We start from the raw sequence: 12,146 nt of genomic DNA, 5'->3' as shown, positions 1-12,146 counted from the left end.
CTAGCCCACCGGTTTCAGCGAGTTGATCAGCGAGAACAGGTCCTTGGGGTCCTCCGGATCTGCGACGAGGTCGATCCTGGCCTGCATATCGGTGCCGGCGGTGGCATCGCGCAGATAGCGCAGCGCGGAGAAGTCGGCGATGGCGAAGCCGACGGAGTCGAAGATGGTGATCTCCCCTTCACTGCACCGGGCATGCTCTTGGCCTGCCAGCACTTTCCAGAACTCCACCACGGGGAAGTCCGGAGCCATCTGCTGGATCTCGCCTTCGATCCGGGTCTGCTCAGGGTACTCGACAAAGACTCTGCCACGGTCCAGAATGGCCGCCTCCAGCTCGGTCTTGCCGGGACAGTCACCGCCGACGGCGTTCAGATGCACCCCTGGGCCCACCTGGTCACTGCGAAGAATGGTGTTGCGCGCCTTATCCGCGGTGCAGGTGGTGATCACATCCGCGCCCTCGATAGCCTCATCGGTGGAGTCCGCGGCGAGAATGCCGAAGCCCAGCGGCTCAAGGTTGCGGCGCAGCTTGACCACCGCCTCGGGAGCGACGTCGTAGACCCGCAGCTGATCGATGCCCAGCACCGCACGGAAGGCCAGAGCCTGGAACTCCGCCTGGGAGCCGGCACCGATCATCGCCATCACGGTGGAGTCCGGGCGGGCCAGCCGCTTGGCGACCATGGCTGAGGTGGCGGCGGTGCGCAGGGCGGTGAGCAGCGTCATCTCCGCCAGAAAGGTGGGGTAGCCGTTGTCCACGTCGGCGAGCATCCCGAAGGCTGTCACCGTTTGAAAACCGCGGGCCGGATTGGAGGGATGTCCGTTGACGTATTTGAACGCATACTCCTGATGGTCGGAGGTCGGCATCAGCTCAATGACGCCGAAGGGGGTGTGGCTGGCGACCCGGGGGACCTTGTCGAACTTCTCCCAGCGGAGGAAGTCATCCTCCAGGTACTGAACCATCCCGGCCATGATCGGCTCCACGCCGTCGCGGTGAATCCACCGAGTCATGTTCTTCACATCAACGAACTGGGTCACGAAGAGGCCTCCATCATGTCTGCGCATCAGGGTCTGAGACCAGGATACGAATATCGATGTGCAACCGTAATACCCATCTCGCACAAATTATGATCATTGTAGGAACACTTTGCCACCTATGATTTACCATGATGACCATGGAACCTGTCTCTGACCTTGACCGGCGGCTCATCTCAGAGCTCCGGCGCGACGGCCGTGCCGCCGTCTCAGCCCTGGCGGACCGTCTTGGAGTCTCACGGGCCACAGTGGCCAAGCGGATCGACAAGCTCACCGCTGAGGGAATCATCGTGGGCTTCAGCGTGCGCATCCGGGACCCCCAGGAAGTCGGGGAAGTCAGGGCCGTCAGCCTCATCGAGCTCTTCGGCCGGGCCACCAGCCAGGTCATTGCCGAACTGCGCGGCTATCCGGAGATCACCGCACTGCACACCACCAACGGAGCCTGGGACCTGGTGGCGGAGATTTCCTGCGCCGATCTCAGCCAGTTCGACGCGCTGCTGACCCGCCTACGCGGGGTCAAGGGCATCATGAACTCGGAGACCAGCCTGCTGCTCAGCTCGGTGGTGCGCTAGTGAAGGATGCGATGCCGCCGGTCACTGATTAAGGGCGTCAAGAGCCCCGCCCGGCCTCTGAGGACACCGTCCCCTGCTGGGATTGATGACGAGGGACGGCACCCGATCAGGGTGCGGCTATCCCGCCCCGAGGTAGATTCCGGCCAGCTCCTCCGCCGCCTCCCAGGCAGGATCAGTGGACTGGCCCCGCAGGTCTAGGTCCAGTGAGTCCAGGATCATGTGCCAGCCAAGGGCGAATTCGCGGGCCGGCTCTTCGACCAGTTCCTGGTGCAGCAGAGACAGCCGGGTTCGGCCGTCGCCCTCTTTTTCCACAGTCCAGGTCACCAGAGAAGTTGGCACCCCTTCCCACACCCAGGTGTGCCGCAGATACCCAGCGTCTGCGCCGGATTCCGAGAGACTGCGGACCTCCCCGGTGGCGGTTCCCTCTTCTCCAAAGTCGAATCGCACCGCACCGCCTTCCCGCGCATCGATCTCACAGCCGGGAAGCCACTGCTGCAGCAGCTCCGGAACAGTCAGCCAGAGCCACACCCGTTCTGGCGGCTGAACCAGAGTGCGAACGAATTGGATCTGAAACGATCCGTCGGGGCCAACGCCAAGCGTTCCGCGTGAGCTGTCACTATCATTCATCGGTTTCGTCCTCCTGTTGGTTGGCGCCGTCCTGGAGTTCCATCGCAGCTTCCAGCCGATCCAGCGCACTGTTCCACCGACCACGCTGCTCCTCCAGCCAGTGGTGCGGCTGAGCAAGAGCCTGGTCGTCAAGGGAATAGACCCGCCGCCGCCCCTGTGCTTTCACCCGCAGAACCCCGCAGGCGGTCAAGACGGCCAGATGCTGAGAGACCGCTGGGCGGGAGATGGAGAATTCTCCGGCGATCTCACCGGCGGCGCGTGGAGCTGCCGCCACCAACTCGATAATGCGGCGTCGGGTGGGATCGCTGATCGCTTCAAAGACATCCACCCTTAAAGTGTAAGTTTCAACTTACGCTTTGGCAAGGGATCAGCGGCGGGAGAACTTCCGGGAAATCTCCGCGGCAGTACGCGCCATCAGCGGCGCAGCATGCCGGACGAAGCCATCGTCCATCCTGGAGGTGGGCCCGGACACCGAGAGCGCCATCCGGGTGGGGCCGTGCGGGATGGACACGGCCAGGCACCGCACACCCAGCTCCTGTTCCTCGTCGTCGAGCGCATAACCCTGCCGGGCGATGGTGGGCAGCTGCTCCACCAGGGCGTCCGGCCGGGTGAGGGTCTTCGGCGTCATCGACGGCATGCCGGTGGAGGCCAGCACCTCCCTGACCCGTCTTTCGTCCAGCGTAGCCAGCATTGCCTTCCCCACACCGGTGGAGTGCATATAGGCCCGGCGCCCGACTTCGGTGAACATCCGCATGGAGTGCGGAGACGGGGCCTGGGCGATATAGACCACCATCTCCGACTCCATAGCCGCCATGTTCACGCTTTCGCCAAGCTCTGCCACCAGCGACTGCATCTGCGGCACGGCCAATCCGCCCATCTGACGTGTTGCCCCCTCCCCCAGAGGCACCAGGTTCGCGCCCAGGGCATAGCGCCGGTCAGGAAGCTGATGCACAAGACCCAGGTGAATGAGGGTGTGCAGCAGCCGGTGCACCGTGGGGCCCGCCAACCCTGAGGCCTCCTTGAGCTGCCCGGCGGTGGCGCTGCCCTCGAACTTCACCAAGGCGTCCAGCAGCCCGAAAGCGCGCTCAACCACTTGAACCCGTTGGGGATTGCCGACACGCAGTGAGTCCGCATGGTGGACTGCATCTTTCATAGTGTGGATTCTATGACATAGAAATGATGCTGAACACCACCTCACTTCCCTGTGACCATCTAGGAGCAGCCATGAGCATCACTGTCAATAAGCCCTATGACGTCGACGGAACCGACCTCATCATCACCAGCGAAGCACTGCATTTCATCGAAGAGCTGCACGCCAGGTTCGCCGGAACCCGCGACGATCTCCTGCAGAAGCGGGGCACCGCCCAGGCTGAGGCCGCGAAGGCCGGCACCATGGACTTTCCCGCCGAGACCGCCGAAGTGCGCAATGGTGACTGGACCGTGGCCGAACAGCCGGCGAGCCTGGCCGACCGCCGGGTGGAGATCACCGGCCCGCCGGCGCCGGCCAAGATGGCCATCAACGCCCTGAACTCTGGCGCCAAGGTCTGGCTGGCCTGCCTTGAGGACGCCCTCTCCCCCTCCTGGCGAAACCTGGTCGATGGCCAGAAGAACCTCTACGAGTCCGCCCGCGAAACCCTTCAGTTCACCTCTCCAGAAGGCAAGGAGTACACACTGCGCGAGGACGTGACCCTTCCGGTCGTCGTCGTGCGCCCCCGCGGCTGGCATCTGCCGGAGAAGAACATCGAGATCGACGGCAAACCGGCTGTCGGCGCCCTCGTCGACTTCGGCCTGCACTTCTTCCACAACGCAGCGGTTCTTGCGGAGAAGGGCACCGGGCCGTTCTACTACCTGCCGAAGCTGGAGCATTACCTGGAGGCGCGGCTGTGGAACGCCGTGTTCACCTTCGCCCAGGAGAAGCTCGGCATCCCACACGGCACCGTGAAAGCTACCGTGCTGATCGAGACGATTCCCGCCGCCTTCCAGATGGACGAAATCCTCTACGAGCTGCGCGACCACGCCTCCGGGCTCAACGCCGGCCGCTGGGACTACCTGTTCAGCATCATCAAGTACTTCCGCGCCTCAGGGCCGCAGTTCGTCCTGCCCGACCGTGCCCAGGTGGGCATGACCCAGCCGTTCATGCGGGCCTATACGGAGCTGCTGGTCAAGACCTGCCACCAGCGCGAGGCCTTCGCCATGGGCGGCATGGCCGCGTTCATCCCGAACCGCCGTGAACCTGAGGTGACCGCCAAGGCGATCGAGAAGGTCCGCGATGATAAGTCCCGTGAGGCCACTGACGGCTTCGACGGCTCCTGGGTGGCCCATCCTGACTTGGTGGATCTCTGCGATGAGGAGTTCACCAAAGTCCTGGGCTCGGAACCGAACCAGATTCAGCGCAAGCGCAACGACGTCGTGGTCACCGCAGCAGACCTGCTCAACGTCGGTGCCGCCGAGGGCGATGTGACCGAACAGGGTGTCCGGATGAACCTCTACGTGGCGGTGTACTACACCGCGGTCTGGCTCTCCGGCAACGGCGCAGTGGCCATCCACAACCTCATGGAGGATGCCGCGACCGCCGAGATCTCCCGATCCCAGGTGTGGCAGCAGATCCACAACAAGACGGTCACTGCTGATACCGGTGTCACCGTCACCACCGATCTGGTGCAGAAACTGCTGGATGAGGAGGTGGAGCGGCTGCGCTCAGAGATTGACGACGCCGAAACCTTCACCAGCTACTTCGAGCCGGCGGCGGACATCATCAGGCACCTGGTCCTCGACACCGAGAACTACGAGGACTTCCTGACCACACCTGCCTACAAGATCCTCAGGTAGGTCGCCGCAGACGAAGCCGGTATCTACTGCAGGGCCGAGGTCAGGCGCATCACCGACTCGGAGTAGCGCCTGGCCACGGAGCGTTTGGGCCACTCTTCGGGGTCCACCAGCGTGCTGAGCCGCTGGTACTCGGCGATCACACCATGAATCTGCTCCACGACGTTGCCGCCGGTGGCCAGCAGGCTGATCTCGTAGTTCAGGCCGAATGAGCGCATATCCATATTCGATGAGCCCAGCACTGCGCAGGTCTGGTCGATGAGGAAGCATTTGGTGTGGAGCACCTGCGGTGCCGGGTACATGTAGATCTTCACCCCGGCGTCGAGCAGCGCCTGGTAATAGGACGACTGCGCGCGGTCCACCATGAACTGATCGGCCTGCTCACTGACGTAGAGCTCCACCTGAACTCCACGCATTGCTGCGGTGGTCATCGCTTCAAGCAGAGACTCCTCGGGCACAAAGTAGGGGCTGACGATCGCCAGACGCTCTTTGGCGGTGTACATCAGGGAGTTGAAGGCGCGCAGGCTGGCACTGGTGCGAAAACCAGGACCGGAAGGGATCAGCTGGAGAGCGTTGACCGACCCGCCCACCTCGCGTTCAGGCCCGTGTGCCGAGGGCAGCAAGCGCTCATCTGGTAGGTGCTCACTGAACCGGTAGGCGTGGATATTGATGACTTCGCCGGTTTCGCTGTACCAGTCGACGGCGAAGACCGCCTCCAGGGAGCTGACGATTTCTCCGGTGAGCTCGACCATGATGTCGTGCCAGTGCCTGCCCATCCTGTGGTTCTTCTCAGAGCCGTAGGTGGAGCCGATGAGATTCGCCGACCCCATCATCGCGACCCGGCCGTCGACCACCAGGAGTTTTCGGTGGTTGCGAAGGTCGGGTCGTTTCCAGGAGCCTCTGAACGGTCGGAAGGGCAGCATGAAGTGCCAGTCGATCCCCACCTCAGTCATCCAGCTCTGCATCGCTGTGAAGCCGGGGTACTTGCGCGAGCCTATGTGATCCAGCAGCAGCCTGACCTTCACGCCGCGCCGGACCGCGGCGGCAAGTGCCAGGAAGAATCCCTCGGTGGTCGAGTCCCGGGCGACAATGTAGAACTCGACCTCGACGGTCTCCTCGGCTGTCTTCACCAGCTCGGCCATCCGTTCGAAGCACCTCTGGTAGTCCATCTCGACCCCGAGGTTGCTCCCGGTGACCATCGGCAGCGAGGTCAGCGAACGGGTCAGCTCCACCACACCGCGCAGCTCACCGGAGAGCTCAACCGTCGGCGGCGCCGAGGGCAGCTGTTCAGCGCCTGTGGCCAGGATGGTGTTCGCCCGTGCTTGGATACGCTGCCTGCGTTTGTTGATGTAGGGGCTGCCGATGAGCAGAAAAAGCGGCAGCCCGATGAAGGGGAAGAAGAGGATGATCAGCAGCCAAGCGGTTGAGGAGGATGGCTTGCGGTTCTCCGGGACCACCCCGATGGCGACGACTTTGATGATGAGGTCGACGGCGATGAAGACTCCCATGAGAACGCTGCTGAGGGTCATGAAGGCTTCCTTCCGAATGCAGTGATCGTCACAGTATCAACTGTTCTGCTGAGACTGCGTCATCACCGGGCCAGAGACTCACAGCCAAGAGCATCATCGCCGCGCAGCTGCTGGGGGAAAGGTCCGCGGCTACAGCTACAGACCCTCCTGCCGGAACAGCCGCTCATCAGGATCGGTGAGCGCCTCCTCCAGCAGGGCACGGTTGGCTTTCAAGGCTTGGAGGTCTTTCTGCACCACCTGATCGCGAGTCTTCGCCACCGCCTGAGCCATCACGCTGATCTGGTCCTTGAACTCCTCGGCGTGCTTGGGCTTGGCCGAGTCGGGCAACCCGAGGAACAGCTCCAGAGTCCGCGGCAGATGGCGGGTGATGGTGTGATAGACCGCATCCTGCTGCTCAGGGGCGCGGTCCAGGGTCTCCCAGCGCTGAACGATCTCCTCCAGTCCAAGGACTGTCATGCGCAGCTGGCCGTGGGTGGCCGGCGGAAACTGGTTCGACCTGGCCCGCACTGTGGTGCCGATCTCAGCCAGTCTGGACTTCAGCGCCTCCTGCTGTGTGGTCAGTTCAACGTATCTGCGCCGGCTGCTGATCTCTCTGCCGTACATCATGCCGTAGGTGCCTGCGGCAGCGGCACCGCCGACGACGGCGCCTGCCGCCAGTGCCCAGGGGTTGGGCAGCATCAGGACCAGCAGGATCACGAAACCGATGAGGAACGCGGCAAGGGACGCAGAGACCTTGAGCTTCCTCTGCTGCCGTCTTCCCCCCGGTGTGGGGCCTTCTAGTGTCACGTGTCCACCCTATCGGCGGAAGGTGGAGAGGACCTCACCGCTGATGTCCAGGGCCAGGTCATCAGCGCCCAGACCATTCCGGTGAGCGCGACCAGCCATAGGACATAGATGGGCCATGGACCCAGGAAGTCCAGCAGTGAAGCGCCCTCAGGCGTTCGGTTCAGGAACGCGTAGTTCGTCCCGAGCACAGAGTTGACCACCATCACCATCCCGGCCCACAGGAGGGCGGCAGTGAAGGCGATGAAGAAGTCCTTCCACTGCGGCCGGTGCCCCAATCCCCAGACCAGCCACAGCGGCCCCAGAAAAACAGCGATGTGCAGGCCCCAATAGAACACGAAGTTCACGGAGAACACCTCGAGTTGACTGGGATGCGGAGTGATCATGGCCTGGGTGTTCAGGGTCAGCCCCCAGTAGTAGCACACGGCCACAGCCCACTGTGACTTACGGATCAGCGCGACAGCGGTGATGAACCGCAGAGCATCCGAATAGTGCAGCGGCAGTGAGTCCTCAATATCCCAGTTGGCCGGGAGCATGCCCCAGATCATCCACCCCAGGGAGGCGGCAAGAAGAACCCAGCCTGCACTCCGGCTCAGAGCGGCCTCCGCGTCAGTTCCTCGCAGCCGCCGCCCGGCCCAGATCACCAGGATAGCCAGAAGCACCGTGACGACCAATGTACCCAGGTGCACACCGCCGAAGAGCTCTGGGCGCTGTACCGAGGCGATCACTGGGCTCACAGCATCAAGTCTACGGAGCCGCCCGTACACAGCAACGCCATAATACGATTCGACCAGCACAAAGGAGCTGCTAAGAAAAGGGCAGCGGGACAGCCGGTCTAGCCGGACTCACTACTTGAGCTCCTTGGTGAGGCCATCCGGCTGCTCGGCGCGGTCAGCAGGTCTAGTGGCGCGGCCCCGGAAGCCGTCCATGCTGGTGTTGACCCCGAAGAAGTTCATGGTCCTGTCGAAGATCCTCACCGGCATGGCGCGTGCCACAGGAATCGTTCTGGCCAGCCGTGGCATCACCAGCTGGGACTCACCCCTCTCGATGCAGTCCAGGGCACGTTTTGCCACAGTCTCCGGGCGCAGAATCGGCAGCAGCAGCGGGAAGCGGGTGCGGACGCCGTCGAACATACCGGTGCTGGTATAGGAGGGACAGACCACTAACGAGTTCACGCCGGTGCTGTCCTTGGCCAGCTCGGCGCGCAGGGACTCTGCGAAGCCGAAAGCGGCGAATTTCGACGCCGAGTAGTCGGTCTGCCGGGCCACTCCCACCAGCCCTGCCGCGCTGGCTACTGTGACCACCGTGCCATGCCCCCGTTCCACCATGCCGCCCAGGAATGCTCTGGTCACCCAGTACAAGGAGTGCACATTGACCTGAAAAGTGCGCTCAATCTCATCCTCCTGAGCCTCCAGAAGCTTCTTTCCGGTGACCACCCCGGCGTTGTTGATCAGCACATCGATCTCACCGGTGCTCTGGGCAGCCGCTTTCACTGCAGTGCGGTCGGCGACATCAACACCGAAGGCCTCTGCTGCTGCACCGGTGCGGTGAATCTCGCGGCTGACCCGTTCGGCGGCAGCTGCATCGATGTCCCAAATCGCCACTCGGGCACCCCGGTGGGCGGCACCGAGAGCCAGAAGCCGGCCAATACCGCGTGCGCCGCCGGTGACCAGGACTTTTCTGTTCTGAAGGTCATACTGCACGGGCAGTCATGCTACCGCAGACGCTTGAGCACGTTGATCCCGCGCAGCATCATCTGCGCCCAGAGCCGGCGCCCCACTCCGGCTGGCCGCGCCACTGAGGCGAAGCGTTGCCGGGCGACGGTCTGACTTTCGGTGTATTTCAGGATGCCCTGTGTACCGTGCCGGCGGCCCACGCCTGATCTCTTCATCCCGCCCATGGGGGCGTCAAGGGATATCCAAGAGGCAGCGTATCCATCGTTGATGTTCACGCTGCCGGTCTGTAGGCGGCGGGCCACAGCGGGGCCGCGCTTGGCGGAGAAGACACTGGCGTTGAGCCCATAGGGGGAGTCATTGGCTGCCGCGATGGCCTCTTCTTCGCTGGTCACGCGGTAGAGACTGACCACCGGCCCGAACGTCTCTGTGCTGTGCAGCGCCATCTGCTCAGTCACGTCGGTGAGCACTGTGGGCTCGTAGAAGAAGGGGCCGAGGTCAGGCCGGGGTTTGCCCCCGGTGAGGACGGTGGCGCCCTTCTCCACAGCGTCTTCGACGTGCTCTGCGACAACCTTGAGCTGCTGCTCGCTGATCAGCGATCCCACATCGGCTTGCCAGGTCAGCCCGGGGGCCAGTTTGAGCTGGGAGACTCTTCGCAGGAACCTGGTGGTGAACTCTTCCCAGACTGAATCGTGGATGTAGATCCGTTCGATGCTGACGCACAGCTGTCCGGCGTTGGAGAAGCAGGATTGGGCGGCGGTGGCCGCTGCTCTGGAGGTATCGGCGTCGTCGAGAATCAGCATCGGGTTCTTTCCGCCCAGCTCTCCGGAGAAGCCGATGAGCCTCTCGGCACAGCGAGCGGCCACACGTGCCCCGGTGGCGGAGGAGCCGGTGAACATCAGGTAGTCGGCGCAGTCCACCAAGGCCGCTCCGGCTTCGGGACCCGAACCGACCACAATCTGCATCAGGTCCTCAGGGATCCCTGCGTGGCGCAGCAGGCTCAGTAGGCGCAGTGCGGTGTGGCTGGTCTGTTCATCGGGTTTGAGCACCACAGCGTTGCCTGCCAGCAGGGCAGGCAGCGAGTCTGTCACCGGCAGGGTCAGCGGGTAGTTCCATGGCGTGATGACCCCGACGACGCCGATGGGCTTGTGGTGCTCCGTGGTGCGGGTCAGCAGCGGAAACGCCGAGGAGCGACGTTGACTGCGCAGTGCGCGGGGCCCGTGGTGGACCAGGTAGCTGGACCAGAGGACGATGTCAGCGATCTCTTCCAGTGCGCTGGACCGGGCTTTTCCTGTCTCCAGCTGCACTAGGTCCAGCAGCTCCTCGGAGTGCTGGAGAACCAGCTCGCGGAATTCAAGGAGCGGCGCAACGCGTTCAGCCACCGGCCGCGCCGCCCATTCCTGGTGGGCGTCGCGAGCAGCAGCGACGGCGCTGTGCACATCCTCATCGCTGGACGCGGGCAGCGTGCCGACCAGGGTGCCGTCGAAGGGACTGCTCACCCACACCTCACCCGCACGGTGGGTGGAACTGACCAGGTCCGCCAATCCCTGGGCTTGGGGCTGGGCGTCATGACGCTGTGCAGCGTGCGGAGTGCTCATATGTCGCCTCCTTGGTTGAACAATGATGAGGCGGCTCAGATGACCGCGACATACATCAGGATAGGCGCCACCTGGGTGGTGGTGCACTCCTCGGATCTGAGGACATGTGAGGTGAAACCCAGTCTCTTAAGACATGAAGTCTATTGCCGCCTCATGCGGTGCCGGGCTGCCCCTCAACCTGTCTTCGACGATAAGTGGATACCCCCTATGGGGGTGGGTTCTTCCTCCATCGCCTCTTCCGGAAGAACCGTACGTGCTGGACGCTCAGTCGTAGACGCCGGCCAAGCGGTGGTCGACATCAACAGCGACGATGACCAGCTCACCATGCCGCAACCGGATGAGCACACGCCAGTCCTTGAACACCCGGAGGAGAATGTGACCCGCCAGCGGCGCAGACAGCGGTTTGAGCCCTTGAGCGAGATCCTCGAAAGTGGTGAGCCTGTCGAGTTGCCGCCGTACTTCTCGAGCAACCTGCTTATCACGTTTACGGAGACTCTTCTGCGCTCTCGGCAGATGAATCAGTCGCCACGAGGGTGATTCAGGCACGAAAACGGATCATTCCTCGTCAAGGCCAAGCTCGGCGTAGAGCTCCTCGGCAGGGACTCCCTGGGCCTCACCACGGCATAGGCATCATACTCAGCATTAAGCTCAGCTGCGTAGAGCTCTTCGTTGATGTCAGACGCGGCCAGTTGACGCATCGCCTCTGCCTTGGACAGATTGCCAAACTTGTCGAAGGGGGTGTCTGTCTTCGGGTCGAAATCAAGGGCCTCGGACATCAAGCAGCCTCCTCTCTCGTTCCGTCACTATCCCACAGACGTCTCCTCAAGTAACAAGGGAATCATCTCCTGGGACCTCCTTCGGGTTCAGCGCTGCAACTTTACTATGCTCACCTCGCAGGATCTGCGCTATGGTTCACACCTGTTCACAACACACAGTCAATCCGGCATCGCATACCGCGCAAGCCCCAGCCCCATACAGGTGACCGCATTCTGCCCCGACGGAGTCTGAATCAGCCTCGCAGACGCACAATCGAGCGATGGGGCTGTAGCCGCCTTGGGCGCTTGTGGTTGCACTGTGCTGGGTTCGCCGAAAGAAGCTCACGGAACTGCAAGCCGCCGGTGACGCAGCGTCTGGATGTAGCCGTCTGTGGTGGAAAAGTGGTGGGTTCAACAGAAAACCCAGCTACCGCGTGATGCGGAGCCGGGCTGCGTGCCTGTAGTATCAGCGATTTGTGGTCGGGGTGACAGGATTTGAACCTGCGACCTCGTCGTCCCGAACGACGCGCGCTACCAAGCTGCGCCACACCCCGTGGCCACGTGCTAGAGCCACAATTTAGCTAAGCACGCGAAGATCAATTTTAGCGTGAAATCGTATTGCTTGCGAATCGTCTGTGCATACAACTGAGGCCCGAATCAGGCATCATTGCCTGATTCGGGCCTCAGTCATTCAATGTTGTGTCCGGCGGTGTCCTACTCTCCCACACTCTTTCGGGTGCAGTACCATCGGCGCTGT

General features: G+C 62.8%; 13 protein-coding genes and 1 tRNA gene. 2 read left to right on the top strand and 12 right to left on the bottom strand.

Annotated features, from left to right (window positions below):
- Positions 1–1,029, bottom strand: a complete 1,029-nt coding sequence (locus DVO78_RS02240; protein WP_274380728.1) for an ornithine cyclodeaminase — start codon at positions 1,027–1,029, stop codon at positions 1–3.
- A 137-nt stretch (positions 1,030–1,166) separates the two neighbouring features.
- Here DVO78_RS02240 and DVO78_RS02235 point away from each other — a divergent pair, with 137 nt between their 5' ends.
- Positions 1,167–1,598 (top strand): Lrp/AsnC family transcriptional regulator, encoded by a 432-nt coding sequence (locus tag DVO78_RS02235; RefSeq protein ID WP_120003277.1) that lies wholly within the window; start codon positions 1,167–1,169, stop codon positions 1,596–1,598.
- A 117-nt stretch (positions 1,599–1,715) separates the two neighbouring features.
- Here the strand turns inward: DVO78_RS02235 and DVO78_RS02230 are convergent, their stop codons facing one another.
- The 3 genes from DVO78_RS02230 to DVO78_RS02220 are packed head-to-tail and all read right to left on the bottom strand — an operon-like array spanning position 1,716 to position 3,378.
- Positions 1,716–2,225 (bottom strand): SRPBCC domain-containing protein, encoded by a 510-nt coding sequence (locus DVO78_RS02230; RefSeq protein WP_120003193.1) that lies wholly within the window; start codon positions 2,223–2,225, stop codon positions 1,716–1,718.
- Positions 2,218–2,553 (bottom strand): ArsR/SmtB family transcription factor, encoded by a 336-nt coding sequence (locus tag DVO78_RS02225; RefSeq protein ID WP_120003192.1) that lies wholly within the window; start codon positions 2,551–2,553, stop codon positions 2,218–2,220. The genes DVO78_RS02230 and DVO78_RS02225 overlap by 8 nt, the downstream gene beginning before the upstream one ends.
- A 39-nt stretch (positions 2,554–2,592) precedes the next feature.
- The gene (locus DVO78_RS02220; RefSeq protein ID WP_120003191.1) at positions 2,593–3,378 is read right to left on the bottom strand and encodes an IclR family transcriptional regulator; all 786 of its coding nucleotides are present in this window, start codon (positions 3,376–3,378) and stop codon (positions 2,593–2,595) included.
- 71 nt (positions 3,379–3,449) lie between these two features.
- On the opposite strand from DVO78_RS02220, the gene aceB reads away from it, so the two are divergent.
- Complete coding sequence (gene aceB, locus DVO78_RS02215) at positions 3,450–5,054, top strand: malate synthase A (RefSeq protein ID WP_120003276.1); 1,605 nt, start codon at positions 3,450–3,452, stop codon at positions 5,052–5,054.
- Between the two features lie 23 nt (positions 5,055–5,077).
- Here aceB and cls read toward each other — a convergent pair whose 3' ends face one another.
- From cls to DVO78_RS02175, 8 genes are all read right to left on the bottom strand, one after another.
- Complete coding sequence (gene cls, locus DVO78_RS02210) at positions 5,078–6,580, bottom strand: cardiolipin synthase (protein ID WP_120003190.1); 1,503 nt, start codon at positions 6,578–6,580, stop codon at positions 5,078–5,080.
- Positions 6,581–6,715: 135 nt separating this feature from the next.
- Positions 6,716–7,366 carry a hypothetical protein gene (locus DVO78_RS02205; RefSeq protein WP_120003189.1) on the bottom strand — a complete coding sequence of 217 codons (651 nt, stop codon included), beginning with the start codon at positions 7,364–7,366 and terminating at the stop codon, positions 6,716–6,718.
- A complete protein-coding gene (locus DVO78_RS02200) occupies positions 7,363–8,100 on the bottom strand; it encodes a YwaF family protein (protein ID WP_120003188.1) in 738 nt (245 codons plus the stop codon). The genes DVO78_RS02205 and DVO78_RS02200 overlap by 4 nt, the downstream gene beginning before the upstream one ends.
- Before the next feature lie 111 nt (positions 8,101–8,211).
- Complete coding sequence (locus tag DVO78_RS02195; RefSeq protein ID WP_120003187.1) at positions 8,212–9,066, bottom strand: SDR family oxidoreductase; 855 nt, start codon at positions 9,064–9,066, stop codon at positions 8,212–8,214.
- A gap of 11 nt (positions 9,067–9,077) precedes the next feature.
- Positions 9,078–10,634, bottom strand: a complete 1,557-nt coding sequence (locus tag DVO78_RS02190; RefSeq protein ID WP_120003186.1) for a succinic semialdehyde dehydrogenase — start codon at positions 10,632–10,634, stop codon at positions 9,078–9,080.
- Positions 10,635–10,898: 264 nt separating this feature from the next.
- Positions 10,899–11,180 carry a type II toxin-antitoxin system RelE family toxin gene (locus DVO78_RS17410; RefSeq protein ID WP_157983816.1) on the bottom strand — a complete coding sequence of 94 codons (282 nt, stop codon included), beginning with the start codon at positions 11,178–11,180 and terminating at the stop codon, positions 10,899–10,901.
- Positions 11,153–11,410: a hypothetical protein gene (locus DVO78_RS02180; protein WP_120003184.1), complete on the bottom strand. Its 258-nt coding sequence runs from the start codon at positions 11,408–11,410 to the stop codon at positions 11,153–11,155. Before DVO78_RS02180 ends, DVO78_RS17410 begins: the two co-directional genes overlap by 28 nt.
- 456 nt (positions 11,411–11,866) lie before the next feature.
- A tRNA-Pro gene (locus DVO78_RS02175) sits at positions 11,867–11,943 on the bottom strand.
- Positions 11,944–12,146: the final 203 nt, after the last annotated feature.

It is taken from the genome of Nesterenkonia muleiensis (assembly GCF_003600155.1).
GTDB lineage: Bacteria > Actinomycetota > Actinomycetes > Actinomycetales > Micrococcaceae > Nesterenkonia > Nesterenkonia muleiensis.
This window is presented reverse-complemented; position numbering and strand designations above follow the sequence as displayed.

What these genes read in the sequence shown, in the direction of transcription:
- DVO78_RS02235 (WP_120003277.1), top strand. Translation starts at nt 1,167, where the DNA reads ATGGAACCTGTCTCTGACCTTGACCGGCGGCTCATCTCAGAGCTCCGG.
- DVO78_RS02230 (WP_120003193.1), bottom strand. Translation starts at nt 2,225, where the DNA reads ATGAATGATAGTGACAGCTCACGCGGAACGCTTGGCGTTGGCCCCGAC.
- DVO78_RS02220 (WP_120003191.1), bottom strand. Translation starts at nt 3,378, where the DNA reads ATGAAAGATGCAGTCCACCATGCGGACTCACTGCGTGTCGGCAATCCC.
- aceB (WP_120003276.1), top strand. Translation starts at nt 3,450, where the DNA reads ATGAGCATCACTGTCAATAAGCCCTATGACGTCGACGGAACCGACCTC.
- cls (WP_120003190.1), bottom strand. Translation starts at nt 6,580, where the DNA reads ATGACCCTCAGCAGCGTTCTCATGGGAGTCTTCATCGCCGTCGACCTC.
- DVO78_RS02190 (WP_120003186.1), bottom strand. Translation starts at nt 10,634, where the DNA reads ATGAGCACTCCGCACGCTGCACAGCGTCATGACGCCCAGCCCCAAGCC.
- DVO78_RS02180 (WP_120003184.1), bottom strand. Translation starts at nt 11,410, where the DNA reads ATGTCCGAGGCCCTTGATTTCGACCCGAAGACAGACACCCCCTTCGAC.